Origin of the sequence: Rothia sp. HMSC062H08, from assembly GCF_001810775.1 — a bacterium.
In the GTDB taxonomy this organism is placed as follows: domain Bacteria; phylum Actinomycetota; class Actinomycetes; order Actinomycetales; family Micrococcaceae; genus Rothia.
The window spans coordinates 1-19,938 of record NZ_KV802657.1 but is presented as its reverse complement, the minus strand read 5'-3'; the positions used below and the strand labels follow the sequence as shown (position 1 = coordinate 19,938).

Genomic DNA, 19,938 nt, shown 5'->3' with positions numbered 1-19,938 from the left:
CCGAGCGTAACGGTGGATGTACCTGTGCCCGGGTGCGTGCGCACTGATTGGAACACGTAGGAAACGTGTCCGTAGAGCTGCTACGTGAGCGCGCGAAAAATTCTGTGAGGTCCGGGCTTATGCTCGGTGGGTCATTTCTTTGATGCCTCCTAGATTCCGAAGGGCACCCCGGTCGTGCCTTGGGTGGCTTCGGTCAATCGATATGTTCAGTCCCTTAGGCTACCCCCCCACGGTGGGGTAGCGCGGATAGAGAGCTGATGGCTCAAGCATAGAAACTGTGTGGGTGCTGAGTCAAACACCCTCCCGAAAAACCGCCTGACAAGTGCCGATACCCCCTAGAGAACGCAAAAAGAGGGGCGACACCGCACGGTGCCGCCCCTCCTTTTAGGCATTAAATCTGCGCGCGTACAACGCGCGAAAGGCTATTACGCCTCGTGGCGCTCGCGGTACATGCCCAGCGGGCCCGCATCCGCGTACGCCTGAGCGTCGTTGTAACGGTACAGGCGCGGCGGGCGGTGACGGGTGCCCTCCACGCGGCGGCCGGTGTCAATAATCGACTTCGATGCCGCAATCTGGCGGCGGAAGTTCGCCGGATCCAGGGTGCGACCCAGAATCGCCTCGTACACCTCACGCAGCTGCGCCAGGGTGAACTCCTCGCCCAAGAAAGAGTGCGCAATACGCGAGTACTCGACCTTGTTCTGCAGACGGTAGAGCGCGTACTCAATGATTTCGTTGTGGTCGAATGCCAGCTCGGGCAGTTCATCCACCGGGAACCAGCGGATGTTCTCGTGCACGCGAGTGTTCGCAACCTCGGTGGCGGGAATCGATGCCCAGTACACCACAGAAACCACGCGCTCGTGATCAGTGTCGGGTGCCGGGTCGGGCTCGCCCACAACGCGGGCGGCGCGCGCCTCGGGGGTGCGCAGAACGTCACCGAATGCGTAGAGCTGCTCCAGGTAGCCGGGCTGCAGGTTGGTTGCACGCTTCAGGGTTGAAGCCGCTGCCTCTTCGAGGGAGAGGTTCGGGTTGAGCGGGCCGCCTGGAAGCGCCCACTGGCCCTTATAGGGCTCGCGGAGGCGGCGAACCAGCGGCAGCCACAGGGTCGGGTGGGTCTCGTTTTCCTTGGGACGCAAAGCTAGAATCACGGTTGAGACAGCGAGAGATACAGAGGTGTGGTCCACGTCGTTGTGCTCTTCAGCGGCGACTGCGCCGGGAAGAGGCTGGGATGCGATGCTCATTCAAGCCTCCTGTGCGAATGGGTATCGATAGGTGTGCATACTCTACCCATTTTAAGGGGTTAATAGGGTAAAAATGCACGCAAGGCACCCGCTGACCCGAAAACCGGTACCATCCGCGTCGTGTCAAGGGGAAAAGTTCAGGTACCGGACACACCAAAGCGCCTCTCCTGTCTGTCCAATAGGACAGACAGGAGAGGCGCTCCAGCGTCTACTTATGCAACATCTAACTATGCAGTTTTAGGTGCATATCAGGGGTGCAGATTAGTCGATCTGCAGCTCGCCCATTGCTTCCCAGTCGTCGCCGTCGATCAGGCGAGAAATAATCTTCGGGGTTGCGGTCAGCATGGGGCGCATGTCCTTCATGGCCTGCTGGAAGTGGTCAGAGTTCACGTGCGGGCCAGCTGCGTCGTCGTTGAAAGCCTCGAGCAGAACGAACTCGTTCGGGTTCTCAACACTGCGGGACCACTCGAAGAACTTATTGCCTTCCTCGGCGCGGGTTGCCTCGGTGAAAGCGCGGGTCTTCTCGATCCACTGGTCAGCGTATTCGGGCTTGACGGGGAACTTTACAGCAATGAAAATCATCAGAACTCCTTGGTTGAAGAGTAGATACGTACCCTTCCAGTTTAAGCCCCGGGTGCTCGCTGGCGCTGAAGAACAGGGTTTGAGGCAGCGGTTTTAGCTTGTGGCTTTAACCGCTGTGTCGAGTGGCTTTTGTGGTTTAACGAGTCGCCGCCTTGAGTACCTGCAGGGCGCGTTCCAGCGCCGCACGGTCTGCCGCGATGGCGGCTGCCCTCTGCGGGCTGGCGGAGTCGCCTCCAAATGCTGCGTTGTAGTACATGCCGTCACCCAGAAGCAGCACGGTGCGGGCAATCTGCTCATCACCCAGCTCGGCGAGGACGAGCGCATGCCAGCCATCCTGTACGCGGCTCATGGTCTGCTGGGCAAGCTCGTTATTGCTCTGTGCCAGGCGGCTGAGAGCAATGAGGGCGCGGTCGAAGGGGGAGTTATCTGGCGTGGAGGAATTGATGTAGTAGGCGCTTGCCCCCTCGGGTGCCTGCTCCATTGCCGCGAAGTCCTCTTCAGCCAGGGTGAGGGTGCGTTCTGCGAGCGCCTCAAGTAGCGCCTTCTTGGAGGCGAAGTGGTAGAGTAGCCCGCCCTTGGAAACCTTGGCGGCGGTGGCGACGGCGTCGAGGGTTGCGGCGCGTTCTCCCGAGCGAATCAGCAGGTCGACGTAGGTGTCGAGGATGTGTTCGCGGGGGTTGGTGGCGCGTTGTTTTCGGTGGTTGGGGGTGGTCATGTGTACCAGTCTAACCGCTTGAAACTATACCGTCCAGTTGGTATAGTTAATCTTCGTTTATGGCCCCGTCCGGACCCCTAAAACCTCACTAAAAGACCTAGCCCAAAAGACAGGCCGAGCTGATGCCGCCGCGTCCGCCGCATCAGCCGACACCTTATAGACGCACGAAAACAACCCATGACGAATCACAATCCGCACACCACGGCTCTGCCCATTCACGCCCCCGACCAGAAGACCAAGCGCTGGGCGGCACTCGGTGTGCTCATGCTCCCGGTGCTCCTGGTCTCCATCGACAACACAGTGCTTGCCTTCGCGGTGCCCGCAATCGCTAAGGCGCTGAGCCCCTCCTCCGCGGAGCAGCTGTGGATCGTTGACTCCTACTCCCTGGTGCTCTCCGCCCTGCTCGTGCCCATGGGCGCTATCGGTGACCGCATCGGTCGCCGCAAGCTGCTGCTCATCGGCTCGACCGGCTTCGCGGCAATCTCTGCGCTCGCGGCATTCGCGCCCTCCGCGCTGATGCTCGTGGTTGCCCGCGCCCTGCTTGGCATTTTTGGCGCCATGCTCATGCCGGCAACCCTGTCGATTATTCGCAATATCTTTGTGGATGCGACCGAGCGCCGCATCGCTATTGCCGTGTGGGCTTCGGGCTTCTCGGCGGGTGCGGCGCTGGGCCCGATTGTGGGTGGTTTCCTGCTGGAGCACTTCGACTGGGGTTCGGTGTTCCTGCTCGCTGTGCCGATTCTGATTCCTCTGCTGATTCTCGCCCCGATTATGGTTCCCGAGTCGAAGGACCCGAACCCCAGCCCGGTGGATCCGCTGAGCATCCTGCTGATTATGACCGGCATGACCGGCATTACCTTCGGTCTGACTCACACCTCCGAAACCGGGTTCGATGCGGTGGCTATCAGCACCATCCTTGCCGGCCTGTGCTTCATTGTCCTGTTCGTGCTGCGTCAGCTCAACCGCGAGAAGAACGATATTCAGCCCATGCTGGATGTGCGCCTCTTCCGCAACACCGTGTTCACCGGCGCGATTACCGCAAACCTCATCTCCATGATGGTGGACGTTGGCTTCATCTACTTCGCCTCCCAGCACCTGCAGTTGGTCTCCGGTCTGCCGCCCATGTACGCCGGTATGCTGCTGATTCCCGGTACCCTGGCGATCATTATCGCCGGTCTGGTGATTGCGCGCGTGGCGGTGCACTTCCACCCGGCGCAGGTGGTGTCTTTCGGTCTGGCGCTCCACGCTGCCGCGTTCGCGGTGCTCGCCTTCCTGGGTGCGCACAACGACTTGGTGATTATCCTGATCTTCATTGTGCTCGGTACCGGCATCGGTATTGCGCAGACCATTTCGAACGACCTGATGCTCTCCAGCGTGCCGCCGCGTAAGGCTGGTGCGGCATCCGCGATCTCGGAGACCTCCTACGAGACAGGTACGGTGCTCGGCACCGTCATCATTGGTGGCATGCTCACCGCCGTCTACCGCGCAAATGTGGTTGTACCCGACGGCCTGGATGAGACTCTCGCCGACCACGCCCACGAAACCCTCGGCGGTGCCGTGACGGTCGCAAGCCAGGTGGGTGGCGAGCAGGCGAACCAGCTGCTCTCCTCCGCATTCGCTGCCTTCGACTCCGGCGTGGTGCTGAGCTCCGCATTCAGCGCCGTGCTCATGGGTGTTATGGCCGTCATTAGCTACTTCATGATCCGCAAGGCACCGCGCGAAATGAAGCCCGCTGACCACTAATTCCGCGCACTAACTCTGCGCGCTAACCCAGCGAGCGCACTAATTCGGAACACATAAGCCCCGCCTCCTGACGCTACCGCAACATCGGGAGGCGGGGCTTTTTTGAAACCCTTCCACCTGCGCATTTAAAGGTTCAGCACAGGTGCCGGTGGTACGGTAAAAACAGCGGGCTCGCGCCCGCAAAGGACGCCCCAAAAAGACGTCCTGAAAAGACGCGCTGACAAGACCGAGGAACCAGCGGCTCCACACAACTCAAGGAGGAACGCCACCATGGGACTCAAAGACTGGATAGCACCCTTCATTACACTGCTGATTGGTGCCAGCACCATCTTCATTTCCTACAAGAACTACCAGGCGCAGGCGGCGGCAAAACCCTCCGAACTGGCACGCCTAGAGCTGTGGAGCAAGCTACTGACCGAAGCTGGCATGGATATCAGCGCGCTACCTGACCCGGAGAGCCTCACCTCCGACCAGCGCGTCGTCCTCGAAAACTACCGGGTCTTCCTCAAACGTGCCTCCCTCGAATCGAAGCTGCGTAAAGTCGGCATCGACAGCAACCGCGTGTTCAGCCTGCTCATGAAGCGTGCGCACTCCTCCGTGAAGCCCACGCCCATCCCCATTGGCGACTCGATTAGCTACTACCGCCTGATTCTACGTGCTCTGCTGTACATTTGGGTTCCGCTGGCCGTGATTTTCATCGGCGTGCCCATCATCGTGGTCACCATCGCCTACCTGATTGGCCTGTTCACGAACCACCGCGGCAATCTGTCTGACTTTGCACTCTCCCCGCTCGCCGTGGTGCTCCTGATTGTTGGTGCGGTCGCCGTCGGTGCCCTCGTGTACCTGCAGAACCGCATTATCTACGCGATTATCGCGAACAACGTGTACTTCTACTTCTGGGATATTTACGGCTCTAAGAAGGGCACCCGCGATTCGAAGCATGCCTACAGCGAGCGCCTGTCGGCTAAAACCTACGCCGACCAGCTGTTCTTGGGTCAGCAGGAGTTCGCCCAGCAGTTCCGCGAAAATATGTACATGGCGGGTATTCAGGAGATTGACGAGTACCCGCGTGTGCTCAGTGATAGCGTGATGCTACCGCGTAACTACCGGGTTGTTGAAACTACCGAGGGTGAGGACCGCATTGACCGGGCGGTGAACTGGGTGCGTTCCAAGATCGGTTTTGAGCGTCTGGAACCTCGCATCATCTACACGCTCGAACATAAGGACGCGCACAAGGATGAGCAGAAGGATGCACAGAAGGATTCTGCGCACGGTGAGCCGGTAGCTACTGAGCAGGGTGTTTCTGGGCAGCCCGTAGAGACTCCGGCTCAGGATCAGCAGGAGGATGCGCAGAAGGCTCCGGAGGCACCCGCCTCGGAGGAGCCCATCGTTGCGGAGGTGCCCGTTGGCGCGCCTGCCGAGGATCCGGCTGATGCACCCACCGAACCCGTCACCGGAGGTGCTACCGACTCTTCTGCCGCAGCTGGGGCAGACGACCCCACGGAGGCGTTCACCCGCATCCCAGAAGATGCCGTCGACCATGAGAGCGCCGGTGAAAAGAACGCCGGTGAGAAACCCAGTACTGAGAAGCCTAAAAACTAAATAGCCGCCCGGAACACAGAAAAACCCCGGAGCACAGAAAATCCCCGCAGTGCCGGAATCCGGGCATGAGAAAAGGGTCGCAGCCTACGAATCGCCATTGAATCGTAAGCGTGCGACCCTTTTCCTTTCCCTTCAAGGAGGAGCAGAATCGGAGGTACCGCCCGACCAAGAAGAGCCAAATGATGCGCCCCTCCACCAGTAGAGGTTGCCTGGCAGAAGAACCCGCAAGAGCGGGTCGGCAGAGCGCCCGGCAGAGGAGGCATCACGCGTGAGGAACCGCCCCTCAACCCACAAAAGAACAGGTTGAGCCCGCCAAAGAACGGGTTGCCCAAAGAATGGGTTGAGGGAACAGAAAACCCCGAGCTGGCGTATCTCTTGAATCTTCAGAAAATCCTGTATCTTCAGACAATCTTGTCTCTTCAGAAAATAACTACATCTCGGGGTAGGGGAGGGCGATTCGCGCTCCGGGTGGGACCTACCCTCTCCCACCCGGAGGCGAATCGTGGGGATGTTCGCAGTGTCATGAATACATCCCACTGAAATCCCTAACGAAAGTTTGGGGTTTCAGTATGAGCGGTATATGAGCTTACCGCTGTCTATGCCGCAACCTCGGGGTTACGGGAGATAACAACCTTCACCACGTTGTGCTCGGCAGCGTGGCTGAACAGGTCGTATGCCTCCTCGAACTGGTCGAAAGTGAAGCGGTGGGTTGCCATTGCCTTAGCGTTCAGGCGACCGGAGCGGACCATGTTCAGCAGGTTGCCGACGGTATTGCAGTTGACCAGGCCCATGTTGATGCGAACGTTAGAAATCCACATGGTGTTCAGGGGCAGCTCAACGGGCTTGCCGTGCACGCCAGCGTTAGCGATGTTGCCGTAGGGGCGAACAATCTTGGTGCAGGTCTCGAAGGTCTGCGGAACGCCCACAGCCTCAATTGCCACGTCCACGCCCAGGCCGTCGGGGGAGAGAGCCTTAATCTTCTCGATGAAGTCCGGGTCTCCCGCGTTGACCTTATCGGTTGCACCCAGCTCCAGTGCCTTGTTCATGCGGTTCTCGTCGAAGTCGACGGTGATGACGCGGCCGGCACCGCAGAGGTTAGCGGTCATGATTGCACCCAGACCCACGGGGCCTGCACCCACGACAGCGACGGTGTCGCCGGGCTTGGTGTTGCCGTTCAGAATACCGATCTCGAAGCCGGTGGGCAGTGCGTCGGTGAGGAAGAGGACGTCCTCATCGGTCAGACCCTCCGGAACCAGGTGGACCGAGGTCTCTGCGTAGGGAACACGCACGTACTCTGCCTGGGTGCCGTCAATCATGTAACCGAAAATCCAGCCGACACCACCAACGGTCTGGCAGTGCGAAGGCTGGTTCGCCTTACAGTAGGAGCACTTACCGCAGCTGGTCACGGCGGGGATGATGATGCGGTCGCCGACCTTCAGGTCAGTCACCGCGGAGCCAACCTCGGTAATGGTACCGACAGCCTCGTGGCCCAGGATGCGTCCGTGGTCCACCTCGGGGCAGTCGCCCTTCAGGATGTGCAGGTCAGTACCGCAAATGGTGGTGGTGTCGACACGGGCGATAACGTCCGTGGGCTCAAGAATGGTGGGGTTCGGGACTTCCTCCCAGGCGCCCTTCTGGTCGGGGCCGTGGTATACATATGCCTTCATGATGACTCCTTCTTTGAAGCTCTAATGAGGGTGCAGTGACTGCTTTATCACTACATGTATCAACCCATAAGAAATATTTGATAGGTTGTATTTTCATTAAACCCGACGTGTTGAATTATGCGCTTTTATTACGCGGAGTGTATCTTTTGGTTCTTTAAACATGAACATGATTCACTTTGGGTATTTAAGACCTGTAAAAAACGCACGAGGCGCACCCCTGAAAATAGGGATGCGCCTCGTGCGTTTAATCGAGAAAAGTTGGGTTGAGCTGTGCCTAGCTCTTCAACTGGATTTAGCTCTTCAGCTGGGCACGCGCTCGCGAACGAACCGCCGTCACCGCCCACACCAGCACAAAAGCCGCCACCATCGACAGCACAATCGTGCCACCGGTCGGCAAGTTAAACGCCCACGACAGGTACAGGCCAACAATCGAGCAGATACCGCCAAACACCGGCGAGAACACCATCATCGACCCCAGACGGCGGCACGCCAGGCGGGCAGCCGACGCCGGAATCACCAGAAGCGCCAACACCAGCACATTACCGAGCGTCTGCAGGCCCAGCACCACAGAAATGGTCACCAGAACGTACAGCACAATATCCAGGGCAAGCACCGGCAGGCCCATTGCGCGGGCACTCTCGCGGTCCAGGCTGACCGTCACAATCTGGCGGTGGAACAGCCACAGTACCAGCAGGATAACGGCACCCATAATCGCGGCGTTGGTAATGTCCTCATTCGAGACACCCACAATCGAGCCGAACAAGAAATCCTGCACCGACCCCGAATAGCCCGGCGCCAAAGAAATAATCACAATACCCAACGCAAAGGACGCGGCAAAGAAAATGCCGATGACCGAATCCTCGCGCAGCCGCTGATTCTGGCTAAAAATAGCCACCAGAATAGCCGTCACCACGCCCGCCGTCAGGCCACCCACCATCAGGTTGCCGCCCAACACGAACGCCACCGCAAGACCCGGGAACACTGAGTGTGCCACCGCATCGCCAATGAAGACCATGCCGCGCATCATCACGTGGCAGCCCACCACACCGGTAACCACCGACGCGAGCAGCACCGCCGCCAGGGCGCGCGGAAGGAACGCCAGAGACGGGTTGAACAGGTCGGCAAGAAAATCGATAGGAGTAATCAACGGGCACCCCCGGTAGAAGCAGTATGGGCGGGGGAGAGAGAAGAGTCAGAAGCGCAGGAATCAGGCAGCTCGTGGCCGTACTCATCCAACGCACCACCGGCACAGGTGAAGCCCGTGCGGGCGTGGCCCTGCGCCTCCTCAATATCGTGACCGTGCAACCACGTATGCAGCTGCTCCAGGCTAAAGGAGTCCGCCGGACCGTCCAGGTGAATATTGCCGCGCACACCGCACAGGCGTGAGCAGGACTCGCGCGCCGCCAGCATGTCGTGCGTAGACATCAGAATCGTGATGCCCTCATCCGCCAGTTCGCGGTACAGGCGGGTCAGCGTGGTCTGGGTGGGGGCATCCACGCCCGTAAACGGCTCATCCAGCAGTAGCAGGGAGGGGTTCGCCGCCAGGGCGCGTGCAAGTAGCACTCGCTGACGCTGGCCACCCGAAAGCTCCGCAATGGAAGCGTCCTGCAGGTGCAGAACATCGGTGCGTTCCATCGCCGAAAAAACCTGCACCCAATCCTTCTTCGCCGGGCGGCGGAAGAACCCAATCTCACGCACGCGACCGGTCATCACCGTGTCCTTGACGGTCAGCGGAAAATCCCACTGGAACTGGTGCTTCTGCGGCACATAACCAATATGCGCACGCGCCACACGCGGCGACTCACCCAACACCCGAACCTGCCCGGATGCCGGGCGAATCAGACCCAAAATGGTGCGCAGCAGCGTGGTCTTACCGGCACCATTAGCGCCAATCAAACCCGCAAACTCGCCGCGCTCCAGGGTCAGGGACAGATCCTTGAGGATGGAACGGCGCGCGTAACCCGCGTACAGGTTCGAAATCTCTAGAACGGGTTCAGTACCCGCTGTTACCGACGCGCTCACGAACGGTCACCGCGCACTTCATCCAGTGCCTCACGCTGCGCGGAGGAACGGCGACGGAACGAAAGGAACGCGCCTACGGCGATCACAGCTGCCACGCCTGCGGCAATAGCACCCCAGGGGATAGTGAACTCTGCCTTGTAACTGCTCTGGTCGCTCGCCGCGGCGGCAGACGAAGAACCGGAAGCCTGAGTGCCGGATGCCTGAGTACCGGCAGACTGGGAAGCAGAGTTAGACGAAGTGCCGGAGGATGCAGAACCGCGAGCCTGCGCCTCCATCGCGTACAGGGCATCAGCGCTCGCAGAATCACCCACCGCAAACTTCAGGTAGCGGGTATCGGACACGGTCGAACCGTCAGACAGCTCAGCGCTCGCGGTAACCTTCAGCAGGTACTCGCCGGGGGCGGTGAACACCCAGTTCGCGTGGGTGTGAGTGTTCTTCTCAACCCACAGCTTCTGCGGCTCGCTCTTGGTCGAGGACCACAGCACCTGCGGTGCCGAGAAGTTGCCGTTCTCCAGGTACAGGCTGAACGTGCCGGGGCCACTCACCTGCTCCAGGGTCAGGTTCACGCCGCGGTTCAGCTTGGACACCAGCTGCGGATCCTGAGTGTTCCAACCCGGCCAAATCACGCCCTTAGTTTCGGTCTGCGGAATCACGTACACCTTAGAGCCGGCGGGCGCACCCACGAAGGAGTAGCGCGGGTCGTTCGGCACCTCAAGGATCGCCTGGTCGCTACCGCGGTAGATGACCTCGTCCAGGCTGCGCCAGACGGGGGTTTCGCCGTGGTCGTCGTGGAGCATGAGCTCAAACTTGCCGTTGTTGAAACGAGGACCCATATCCACGTGACCGGCAGAAATTTCGGTGCGGCCGGATGCGACCGGTTGCTCCGCAGACAGGGTCTGGGTGAGGGCGCGCTCGCCGCGGCTGAGGTTGCTGTCGCTCGGCTGAGCCGAGGCGCTCTCGGTGGTTGCCTCAGCGGTTGCCGGGGTGGTCTCCGCGTGTGCCACGCCCAGGGGTGCGAGCATGAGGCTGGCGCCCAGAGCCAGGGCGGGCAGGGCGCGGCTACGTGAGGAGCGGGAGGTGGTGGTTGAGTTCATCATGAGGACTTCCTTGGATCATGACCGAAACGGTGTGTGAAAGATTATCTATATGCTGATACGACTATATAAGCTTGTGGGGAGCTTAAAACCGGGTTACGAGGTGCTTGCCTCCGAGCAGCTAGCACCCGAAGAATCGCTGCCAGAACTAGCCCCCGAGCACAGCGCAATCGTGTGAGCATTCGCCAACATCATCTGCGCGTAGTGAGGAGCCTGCGCATCCAGGGTGTCCGAATAGAGCACCCCGGTACGCACCTGAGCCTCCCGAGCCAACTCCGTCAGAACTGGCGAACGCATCGCCGTGGACTTGTCCAGATAAATCGCTGGAACCTTCAAATCCTCGACCGTGCGACGCAGGCGCTGACGCTGCTGAATGCTCGGCTCGCCGCTGGCGCTGGCACTCACAAAACCGGCAATGTGCAACCCGTAGGTGCTCGCCAGGTAGCGGTAGCCGTCGTGCGTGGTGACCAGGTTGCGTGCCGACTCCGGCAGACCCCCGTACACCTGACGCAGCTGAGCGTCCAGGGCGTCAAGCTCCTTCATGACCTGCTCGGTGCGGGTCGCGTACTCGCTCGCACCCTCCGGGTCGGCGGAGATGAGCGCGTCACGAATGACCTGCACGCTCGCCTTCGCGTTCGGCACCGAATGCCAAATGTGCGGGTCGATTTCGCCGTGCACGTGCTTGCCCAGAACGGCCTGCGCCAGCAGATACACCTGACCGCGATGCTCCGAAGCACCCGAACGCAGGAAACGGTAGCTACCGCCGGCGGGCACCTCCTGCAGGGTGCGGGAGGGGACCGCGACCACGGTGCGGTTCAGTTCGTACTCTACGGCACCCTGGGAGGAATCCGCGCGAAGCACGAGCCTGCCGTCGCCGGTACGTGCCGTAATATCGGCGTGACCTGCAGAAAGAACCTTGATCTCGGCGGCAGAAATGTTCTGTTCCTTCGCCAGACGGTCCACCAGCTCCTGCGGGTCACGACCGACCGCGCAGTACAGGGTGCCGCGCGAAGAACGCACCGACTCCGGCGCATTGACCGCGGTGGCGCTCAGCTCGATGGCGTACTCGCCGGCATCACTAAACGCCCACGACAGGTGCGTATGCGCCTGCAACGGAAGCTCCAGCGAACCCATATCGCCGGTACGGATTGCGGTGTCCCCCTCACGGGTGAGGTTCACGCCGCGCGCATGCGAATCGCACAGCATCTCCACCGCGCCGAAGGTCTGCGTAATGAACGCCGCCAACTGCGCATTCGACGAATCGGTAGAGGTTCGTGCCCGCACGCTGTGCACCTCAAAGCGCATGCCCGCATCCGAAGAATCGGCGGGGGCGGACTCGTTCTGCCCGCCCTCTTCAACACGCAAACCCAGCCAGATGGAGTCCAGGGAGGCATCCTCAACAATGGCTTCCAGCTTGCCGCCGTACTGCTCAATCTTCTCCGCAACTGCCACGGACACAACGCCTGCGGGCAGGTTCGCCTCAACCATTTTGCTGAGCTTACGCTGCTCCAGCAGCAGACCGTTCGTCAGAGCGCAGCGGGCGTAGGCGACATCGCGGATATCGCGCAGGCTCGGCTCATACGAGTGCGGGTCGGCACCGGCAGGCACCAGGGAGTGCACGCTGGCGCGCTCTCCTGCAATCTGCTGCGCCAAGTCCGCCAGGATCGGGGTCGTGGCAACCACGCGCATCCGGTCGGAGGAAGCGTTCACGGTGCTGGCGCATCCGCTCAATGCGAAGGCACCAGCCCCCACCCCCGCACCCACCGCAATACGGGAGGCGAGGGTGAGGGCGGTACGCCGACTATAGGTGTGCGCGCCGGTATGCCCGCTATGCGGTGTCACCGCTGCGGCCCTTTCGGCGTGCCGAACGCAGAATCATGGCACCGAGTGCCAGCGCCAGAATGGAGGTGCTGACCATGAACGGGTCGATGACCACACCGGTGTTCGGCAGCTTACCCGCCGCAGCTGCCTTCTGTGCGTTGGCGAGTTCCTGGCTGGTCAGGGCACAATCCTCACCGGAGGCGGTCTTACCGACGATGCGCACCTTGGATCCGTCGGGCTTGGTGACGATGCCGGTGGCTTCGTCGACGGTGCCGTTGACGGGGTTCTTTGCGGTGCTCTTCTCGCCGCCGTTGTTGGCGCCGTTAGCGCTGTTAGCGTTGCCACCGTCCTGCTTGGTGTCTGCCGCACCCTGCGCGTTGTTGCTTGCCGGGGCGTTATCGGGGTTGCCGACGGTGAAGTGCAGAACCGATTCGCTGCTGACCTGCTGACCGTTCTTCAGGCGTGCAGTCCAGCCGATGGTCACGGTGTAGCGACCCTCGGCGGTGAACACCCAGTTGCTGTGCTGGTGGGTGTTTGCAGGCACCTGGAAGGAGCCGCCGCTCCGCGAATCGAAGACCTTCTGACCGGCGGAACCGAAGTTGCCGGAGAGGAAGGTGGACATGGTGCCGGGGCCCTCAAAACCGTTGAGGCTCATGGTGACGGGGCCGTCGAGCTGCTTGAGCAGTTCGGGGTCCTGAGTGCTCCAGCCGAGCCAGGGCACGCCCTGCTGCTGGGTTGCACCGATCATGTGCACGGGGGTACCCGCCGGGGCGATGTTCTCCATGCCTGCGGGCAGGTTAATCTTCGCGGCGTCATTGAGTACGAACTCGAGGGCGCCGGGGGAGACGTGGCGGGCGGGGCTGGTACGGTCGTCCTTCACACTGCTGGTGAGGTTGCCGCCGTTGAGGATCGGGCCCACGTCGAAGTGGCCGTGGGTGACTTCTTCACGGCCGCTGTGCTCAGCGGTATTGACCACGGCGAGGGTGGGGATGCTGGTCGGTGCCTGGGCTGCCTGATTGCTCTGCTTGTTGTCCTTCTGAGCGTCCTTAGAGTCCTTGGCATCTTCCGCGGGAACCTCGGTGGCGATGCACTGCTGGTTCAGGCTACCGGGCAGACCGGAGGACAGCACACCGTTGCCGGTAATGCCGCCGCCGTTGCCGGGTGCGGTGACGTTCTGGGCGTTGGAGCCCTTCACGCTACGGGAGCTGCCGTTATTGCCGCCGTCCTTGTTTTTACCCTTGTCAGAGCCGTTATTGGTGTTGTCGGTGCCGCTGATGGCGGTTACACCGGATCCACTCTGGGATGCCTGCTCACCATTCGCCGCCGCCTTTGCGCCGTTCGGGTCGGTCACCTGCGCGGCGTTCTGACCGTTCACGGATCCATCCACGCGGCGAATACCGGTGGATGCGCTCGCCTCAGCAGAAGCGCTCGCCTCAGCACTTGCGGAGGTAGATGCGCTGGGGCTGCTGGTGGCGCTCTCGGTAGCGGTGGAGGTCGCCTCGGGGGTAGTGGTTGCCTCGCTCGTGGCTTCCTTGGTCGCTTCCTTTGCGGCGTTCTGCCCGTTCAGGAGCTTGAAGCCGTCCTCAGCGTTAGTGCCCACGGCGATGGTGTAGGTCGCCTCGGAGCTGACCGGGGTGCCGTCGGCAAGGGTTGCGGTGGCGCGGAACGTCAGCTGGTAGATGCCGGCGCGGGTGAATGCCCAGCTGAGGTGCTCGTGGCCGCCAGAGGTGATGGTGTGCGGTGCGAGCTGGTCGTTGGTGCTGAAGACACGCGGGTTGTCGCGACCGGATTCGGTGAAGACTTCGGCGCGGCCGCCTTCGGGTACGCTGCTGCGCACGAGTTCAAGGTTGATGGTGTTGTCCTTGAGTGCGCCGGGGCGGATTCCTTCCGCACCGAGGCCGGGGTAGAGCAGGCCGCGGGTGCGGGTGGAGGGAATGTAGAAGATGTCCTTGCCTTCGGGGGCAATGTAGTCGTAGCCTGCTACGACCTTGGTGTGTGCATCCTCGACGTCGGGCAGGTGGAAGACGGTGCGGGCGGGGTTGAATCGTCCCTGCTGGCCGGGGGCGGTGTCTGCGAGGGTGGCGAGGGTGAACTGGTTGCCGTCGAGGAATGCGTTGAGCATTTCGGTGTGTACGCCCGCGATGACGTAGTCACCTTCGTAGTTGACGTAGGCGCGCGACTCGGTACCTGCCTGGGTGCCGGTCTGGTTTTCCTGTGCCTGTGCGGCGGTGAAGGTGCCGACCTGGGGGAGGGCGAGGGGTGCCCCGAGTGCGAGGGTGCATCCGAGGGTGGTTGCGCTGAGTAGGCTCAGGGGTTTGGTGCGTCCTTGCATGGTGGCTCCTTGGATGACTGCTCGTTGGCTGGCGCGCTACCCGGTGTTTTCGGGGTTTGCCCGATGCTGGGTCCGGCGGCCTGTTGCCGGTTTCTCCCCTGCGTCCGGGGTGCGCTCTGCCGTGTTTTTCTCTTTGTGGATGTACGTGGTGTGCGTTTTTGGGCGCGCCTCGGCGCACACGTGTTTCTGAGAATCACTATACTCACTTAGGTTCTAAATGACAATTATTTGCAAAAGAGCTACCCTAGGAAATAGAAAAATGAGAAAGGTTGTCATGAGCTCTCAGAAGCAGACCCAACGACGGGTCACCACACACACCCCCGCACTCTTCATCCCCGGCGGCAAGCCCGCCCTCCGCCGCGCAGCCGCATTCCTTTCCGCCGCAGCACTGCTCGCGCTCGCCGGCGCTGCCCCCTCCCTGCCCGCCGCAGCAGGCCCCGACGACGGCAAAATCGTCACCACCAAGGGCCACGTTGACGCCCCCAAGGCATACTGGGACGAGCAGAACGGCACCTTCGTCCTCATGAACGAGGCGAACCCCTACAAGACCGGCGCAGACACCTACGAACTGGACAAGACCGTCAACTGGGTCGGCAAGGGCTACAGCACCAGGGACGGCAAGTCGCAGTACACCATGACCCTGGGCGACTCGCCCTCCCTGGCGTTCCTCGGCGAACCCGGCCAGACCCTCTACATGGCACCGCACCTGACCTACGGCAACCAGGACCCCATCTGGGCTGGCCTGGGCGCATCCACGAAGGTCCCCACTGAGCGTTTCCGTGATGGTGTGTTCGCCACTGACATTCTCTCCGTTGAGGGTCCCGGCCGCATGGAGCTCTTCCGCTACAACCCGGATGATGCCCCCGCTGACGTGTACCGCATGCTCTCCAGCAGCTCGAACGGTTGGCACTCCTGGCTGCTCGATAAGGGTAGCCACACGCACAACACCACGACCTTCACCCGCCCCGGCCGCTACGTGGTCACCTACCGCACCGTGGCGCGCTCCACCGACGGCCGCATCATCAGCTCCAAGCCGTCGAAGCTGGTCTGGCAGGTGGGCGGCATGCAGCCTGTGCTCGGTGACGGTACCCCCACCGCCGTGCCCACGGTCGACCGCTACAATGCGGCACCCGTCGGTGACCTGGACGCCGCAAAGTACGTGCTGTCCGTAGCACCGCACCGCCTGGACGCCGACCCGGCTAAGAACAAGGACGCTGACGACAAGCTCAGCGACATCACCTTCACCGCCGCGAATAAGAACCTCAAGGGCACCCTGACCCTGTACAACAACGGCTACTTCCTGACTGACCTGCCGGTCGTGAACGGTACCGCCACCTGGTCTGAAATGCTCGGTAGCGAGGGCTCCCAGCTGCAGGCGGTCTTCACCCCGGACACCTCCGACGAGAACAGCGCGGAGGCGTCCCGCTGGATCTCGCACAAGCTCACTTACGAGCCCGGTAAGGCTGAGAGCGTGTACAGCGACGACGGTAACGGCTCCTGGCCCGAAGAGATCCCGGATCAGGCGAACACCGTGCTCAGCACCGAGCAGTACACGCCGACCAGCATGGACTACGACGTGACCGTCACCCCGAACGGTAACGGCTTCAGCACCGTTGAGGTCCGCTTCAAGGACCCGAAGGTGCGCGGCTTCATGCGCGGCGGCTTCTACGCCCAGGATGACCCGGTGTACCCGTACCTCGACCTGGAAGGCTCCGTTGAGGATGGCGTGGCGCGCTTTACCTTCCGTGACGAGTCGTTCTACAAGGGCACGGCTCTGCGCGTGAAGATGCTGACCCACCCGGATATGAACGCTTCCGCCTCCACCACTGAGGTTGCGGCGAACTACGAGCCGGGCACGAAGTACACTGCGCACGGTGCGTTGGCTCCCGATAGCGCACCCATTAGCGATGCGCCGAAGCCTGCTCCGGTGGATCCGTCGCCGAGTGCTGAGCCCACCGTCGAGCCGACTGAAGCTCCTAGCGCTGAGCCGAGCGAGGCTCCTTCCGAGGCTCCTTCCGCTGAGCCCAGCACCGTTCCGTCGGTGTCCCCCAGCGAGGTTCCGACCGTGCCTGCGGTGCCGACCGCCTCCGCAGAACCGAGCGTACCTGCTCCGGCGCCCTCCACTCCGGCTCCGACGACTCCGGCGCCCGCGAACCCGACCCCGAGCGCCCCTGCTCCGACTAGCCCGGCACCGTCTGCGCAGCCGTCCACCCCCGGAACCCCGGGTAACCAGTGCGTGCCCGGCCAGATTGACGGCCGCACCAAGATTTCGCACGGTCACCTGGACATTCAGGCGACCCTGAAGGACCGCCAGCTGTCCGTGGGTCTGCGTGACGACAGCGGCATCATTGACGCTGATTCGACCGTGCGCCCGCTCGATTCGGTCGTGTGGACGGTCAGCGAGAACGCCCGCCGTGTACGCACCGAACGTATGGCTGATGAGAAGCTGAACTTCATGGGCCCGGTCGGCACCGCCTTCTACGGCCTGCCGCAGACCCAGCAGAGCGGCCTGCCCTGGCCCGGCTACAACACGCAGGACATTGACTACTCGCAGCTGCGCGGCCCGGTGCGCCTGCACGTGGTGCCGAAGGTCATGCCTGAGGGTGCGCGCTTCGGCATGTTCACCGAGTCGCTGAACGGTGCGGATGTGCTGCTGGATTCGACGACCGGCAAGACCACGATCGACATTGATTACGCGACGCACGCACACGCGAACTGGGTGTTCTCTGAGCCCGGCCAGTACATGTTTGACGTGCACTATTCTGCGACTCTGGCTGATGGTACTGAGGTGAACAGCCCGGTGCAGCAGCTTGCGGTTGCTGTGGGTAAGAAGGCGTCGGATGCGTGCTCGTTTGAGACTGCCGTGCCGAAGGACCCGAACGCGGCTGCGGACGACTTTAGCGGTGTGCGCCGTGTGGATTCGGCAACCCCGGGCGGTACCGCTGGTGCCAACCAGCCCGGCTCCGCGCAGTCTGGTGCCGCGCAGGGTGGTCAGTCCGGTCAGGCTGGCGCTTCTGGTGCTGCCGGTGATGTGAACGCGCAGGGCTCCTCTGACGGTTCGGCTGATGGTTCTGCTGGCGGCGTGTACCCGGGTGGTATTTCCGGTGGCGGTACCGGTGGCGGCTCTTTGGGTCAGTCCGGTGTGTCTGCTTCTTCTGGCGGTGCTAGCTCCCAGCAGGGCGGCCTGGCACGTACTGGTTTTGGTGCGGTGTCTGTGGCTGTGGGTGGCGCACTGGTGCTTGGTGCGGGCACTGTGATGGTGCTGCGTTCCCGCCGCCGCGCTTCGTAGCGCTCGCCGCGTGAGGACACGCTGATACGATGAAGCCCCCGCGGCTGAGAGGATGACTCTAGGCCGCGGGGGCTTTGTTTTTAATTTATGAGGTTGTTATTCTTTGATTTCTTCAAAGCGGGTCGTATCAAAATCTCGTTCCTTTTTAAGAGATGAGTTTGCGACGTGGAATAGGTATTTTTTGCCAGGTTTGACGGTCTCAACGTACTCGGGAATCTTGCGACCTTCCGGCGGCACAATCATCGTGAGAGTGCCGCATTCTTCTGTCTCAAAAACACCTTTGGGTCTAATATCATTCATGCCGCTTACTGTTCCGCCAATCTCTTTTGTATATGCCTTAGTTACGGTGCAGGTGGCGGTGATACCGTCACTGTCATCACGTGAGTATTTAGGGAAAACAAAGAACATGTACCAAAGAATGATGAACGAAATAATGAGTGCTATTCTCTGGCGGCGCTTGTAATTAATTTCCATTAACTGCCTCACTCTGGATTATAGAGTTTAAATATTAAGATTATTTGTCATTTTAGTCTATCCCATCGTCCAACATCTATATTGTTCAAATCTTTTACTTTTTCGTAAAATTCGGCATAGCGATCAAGACCATCTGAGATTTTATCCCTTGCCTTAGAAGCACCCTGAAGTGTTGACTCGGCGGCACGTCGTGATGCATTGGTTAAAGGCGCGCGATAAGCTGCTGCTTTCTCGGGTTCCATCTTTACTGCACCCTTTACTGTGGATTTGGCAAAGTCTTTAACAAATCCAGTCTCCATCTTATTTTCAAGAGTGACACCTGAAAGCTGCTCTCCCTTAATAACTGATTCAGTAACATACTGAAAATCTGTCTTTAGGGCTCCAATAGTGGCGTCAATTGCAGAATCACGAATGATTCCACCCGTCTTTCGCAACCCATTATTTAGCTTCTCACGGGTGGTCTTTTGTGCATTTTCCTGTACCTTCTGCAACGGTTTGGAGACAACAGAGGGGTCAACTTTTGTCTCATAGCCCTTAACGCCAAGACGAGATTTTGCAGACCAGCCAAGCTTAGCACCTGCCATAGAAGCCATAGAGCCGGTAGCAAACATTCCCAGAGCAGTCATAGGATTCTTATCCTTAACGGTATCGTCCATATAATATGACGCCACATTGTTAATTCCACCAGTGATGGTTTCCTTCGCTACATCATCGACGAGCTTGCTCTTATTCATCATTTCTCCGAACCCACGCGCATACGGGGTAACCGGAGCAGTTACCTTCGAAACCATAGCAGAAGTAGCCTGCTCTATCTTTGCTAACTTTGGATATTTAGTAGCCACATTTGAGATCTTCGTGACTCCGTTTGCCAGATTTTTCAAGTTGCTCAAACCGCCGGTTACCAAACCAGTTACAGCACCAGTGACAGCTCCCTTCAGAGCTTCCTTACCAGCTTTTGACCAATCAACCTTTCCGCCGGAAGCTTTCTGTTCAATTACCGACATACCGGCACCCATTAGCGCACCGGACACGCCACCAAGTAAAGCACCACCAAGGGGACCAGTACCAGCACCAACAGCACCAATCACAGCGCCAGCAATGACCATCGCACCGCCAACCACGTACTCCCAGTTTTCCCCGACCCACTTCTTAGTCTTGTCCCAACCGATCTTAACAATTGTGGTTGCTTTGTTCCATAGGTCCTTTGCAGAGTTAGTAGCAGCCTGATACAACTTCTTACCTTGATTCCACAAAGTTACTGCGCCACTAGCAACATTTGTTGCCGTCCTCTTGACCCAACCGGTAATACCAGAAGACGCTTTCTGCTCACGATACTTCTCAAAGTCCTCCACCGACACC

The 19,938-nt window shown here is 60.4% G+C and carries 13 protein-coding genes and 1 pseudogene; 3 read left to right on the top strand and 11 right to left on the bottom strand.

Annotated elements, in window-relative coordinates; genetic code table 11:
- Window positions 1-425: 425 nt before the first annotated feature.
- The 3 genes from HMPREF2765_RS02435 to HMPREF2765_RS02425 form a co-directional block, all read right to left on the bottom strand.
- Complete coding sequence (locus HMPREF2765_RS02435; RefSeq protein WP_070604192.1) at window positions 426-1,238, bottom strand: NUDIX hydrolase; 813 nt, start codon at window positions 1,236-1,238, stop codon at window positions 426-428.
- A gap of 261 nt (window positions 1,239-1,499) precedes the next feature.
- On the bottom strand, window positions 1,500-1,820 hold the full coding sequence (locus HMPREF2765_RS02430) for a putative quinol monooxygenase (RefSeq protein WP_070604191.1): 321 nt from the start codon (window positions 1,818-1,820) through the stop codon (window positions 1,500-1,502).
- 136 nt (window positions 1,821-1,956) lie between these two features.
- Window positions 1,957-2,535: a TetR/AcrR family transcriptional regulator gene (locus HMPREF2765_RS02425; RefSeq protein ID WP_070604190.1), complete on the bottom strand. Its 579-nt coding sequence runs from the start codon at window positions 2,533-2,535 to the stop codon at window positions 1,957-1,959.
- A 177-nt stretch (window positions 2,536-2,712) separates the two neighbouring features.
- Between HMPREF2765_RS02425 and HMPREF2765_RS02420 the strand changes: the two genes are divergently transcribed.
- Window positions 2,713-4,278, top strand: coding sequence for an MFS transporter (locus HMPREF2765_RS02420; protein ID WP_049338178.1), 1,566 nt, complete (start codon window positions 2,713-2,715; stop codon window positions 4,276-4,278).
- 270 nt (window positions 4,279-4,548) lie between these two features.
- Window positions 4,549-5,880: an ICP22 family protein gene (locus HMPREF2765_RS02415; RefSeq protein WP_049352854.1), complete on the top strand. Its 1,332-nt coding sequence runs from the start codon at window positions 4,549-4,551 to the stop codon at window positions 5,878-5,880.
- A 596-nt stretch (window positions 5,881-6,476) separates the two neighbouring features.
- Here HMPREF2765_RS02415 and HMPREF2765_RS02410 read toward each other — a convergent pair.
- The 6 genes from HMPREF2765_RS02410 to HMPREF2765_RS02385 all read right to left on the bottom strand — a co-directional run bounded on the left by HMPREF2765_RS02410 (window position 6,477) and on the right by HMPREF2765_RS02385 (window position 14,816).
- Window positions 6,477-7,547, bottom strand: coding sequence for an alcohol dehydrogenase catalytic domain-containing protein (locus HMPREF2765_RS02410; protein ID WP_049352853.1), 1,071 nt, complete (start codon window positions 7,545-7,547; stop codon window positions 6,477-6,479).
- Window positions 7,548-7,839: 292 nt separating this feature from the next.
- Complete coding sequence (locus HMPREF2765_RS02405) at window positions 7,840-8,694, bottom strand: anchored repeat-type ABC transporter permease subunit (RefSeq protein WP_049352852.1); 855 nt, start codon at window positions 8,692-8,694, stop codon at window positions 7,840-7,842.
- A complete protein-coding gene (locus HMPREF2765_RS02400) occupies window positions 8,691-9,569 on the bottom strand; it encodes a metal ABC transporter ATP-binding protein (RefSeq protein WP_049352851.1) in 879 nt (292 codons plus the stop codon). The genes HMPREF2765_RS02405 and HMPREF2765_RS02400 overlap by 4 nt, the downstream gene beginning before the upstream one ends.
- Complete coding sequence (locus HMPREF2765_RS02395) at window positions 9,566-10,666, bottom strand: choice-of-anchor M domain-containing protein (RefSeq protein WP_070604189.1); 1,101 nt, start codon at window positions 10,664-10,666, stop codon at window positions 9,566-9,568. Before HMPREF2765_RS02395 ends, HMPREF2765_RS02400 begins: the two co-directional genes overlap by 4 nt.
- Before the next feature lie 93 nt (window positions 10,667-10,759).
- Window positions 10,760-12,505: an anchored repeat ABC transporter, substrate-binding protein gene (locus HMPREF2765_RS02390; protein WP_070604188.1), complete on the bottom strand. Its 1,746-nt coding sequence runs from the start codon at window positions 12,503-12,505 to the stop codon at window positions 10,760-10,762.
- Window positions 12,492-14,816 (bottom strand): TIGR03773 family transporter-associated surface protein, encoded by a 2,325-nt coding sequence (locus tag HMPREF2765_RS02385; RefSeq protein WP_070604187.1) that lies wholly within the window; start codon window positions 14,814-14,816, stop codon window positions 12,492-12,494. Before HMPREF2765_RS02385 ends, HMPREF2765_RS02390 begins: the two co-directional genes overlap by 14 nt.
- Window positions 14,817-15,090: 274 nt before the next feature.
- Here HMPREF2765_RS02385 and HMPREF2765_RS02380 point away from each other — a divergent pair, with 274 nt between their 5' ends.
- Window positions 15,091-18,105 (top strand): choice-of-anchor M domain-containing protein, encoded by a 3,015-nt coding sequence (locus tag HMPREF2765_RS02380; RefSeq protein WP_070604186.1) that lies wholly within the window; start codon window positions 15,091-15,093, stop codon window positions 18,103-18,105.
- 96 nt (window positions 18,106-18,201) lie between these two features.
- Here HMPREF2765_RS02380 and HMPREF2765_RS02375 read toward each other — a convergent pair whose 3' ends face one another.
- Together HMPREF2765_RS02375 and HMPREF2765_RS09260 are read right to left on the bottom strand one after the other, a co-directional pair.
- Window positions 18,202-18,579: a hypothetical protein gene (locus tag HMPREF2765_RS02375; RefSeq protein WP_049352846.1), complete on the bottom strand. Its 378-nt coding sequence runs from the start codon at window positions 18,577-18,579 to the stop codon at window positions 18,202-18,204.
- A gap of 47 nt (window positions 18,580-18,626) precedes the next feature.
- A pseudogene (locus HMPREF2765_RS09260) lies at window positions 18,627-19,938 on the bottom strand (hypothetical protein); the annotation flags it as partial.

What these genes read in the sequence shown, in the direction of transcription:
- HMPREF2765_RS02420 (WP_049338178.1), top strand. Translation starts at nt 2,713, where the DNA reads ATGACGAATCACAATCCGCACACCACGGCTCTGCCCATTCACGCCCCC.
- HMPREF2765_RS02380 (WP_070604186.1), top strand. Translation starts at nt 15,091, where the DNA reads ATGAGCTCTCAGAAGCAGACCCAACGACGGGTCACCACACACACCCCC.
- HMPREF2765_RS02410 (WP_049352853.1), bottom strand. Translation starts at nt 7,547, where the DNA reads ATGAAGGCATATGTATACCACGGCCCCGACCAGAAGGGCGCCTGGGAG.
- HMPREF2765_RS02425 (WP_070604190.1), bottom strand. Translation starts at nt 2,535, where the DNA reads ATGACCACCCCCAACCACCGAAAACAACGCGCCACCAACCCCCGCGAA.
- HMPREF2765_RS02430 (WP_070604191.1), bottom strand. Translation starts at nt 1,820, where the DNA reads ATGATTTTCATTGCTGTAAAGTTCCCCGTCAAGCCCGAATACGCTGAC.
- HMPREF2765_RS02435 (WP_070604192.1), bottom strand. Translation starts at nt 1,238, where the DNA reads ATGAGCATCGCATCCCAGCCTCTTCCCGGCGCAGTCGCCGCTGAAGAG.
- HMPREF2765_RS02385 (WP_070604187.1), bottom strand. Translation starts at nt 14,816, where the DNA reads ATGCAAGGACGCACCAAACCCCTGAGCCTACTCAGCGCAACCACCCTC.
- HMPREF2765_RS02375 (WP_049352846.1), bottom strand. Translation starts at nt 18,579, where the DNA reads ATGGAAATTAATTACAAGCGCCGCCAGAGAATAGCACTCATTATTTCG.
- HMPREF2765_RS02415 (WP_049352854.1), top strand. Translation starts at nt 4,549, where the DNA reads ATGGGACTCAAAGACTGGATAGCACCCTTCATTACACTGCTGATTGGT.
- HMPREF2765_RS02395 (WP_070604189.1), bottom strand. Translation starts at nt 10,666, where the DNA reads ATGATGAACTCAACCACCACCTCCCGCTCCTCACGTAGCCGCGCCCTG.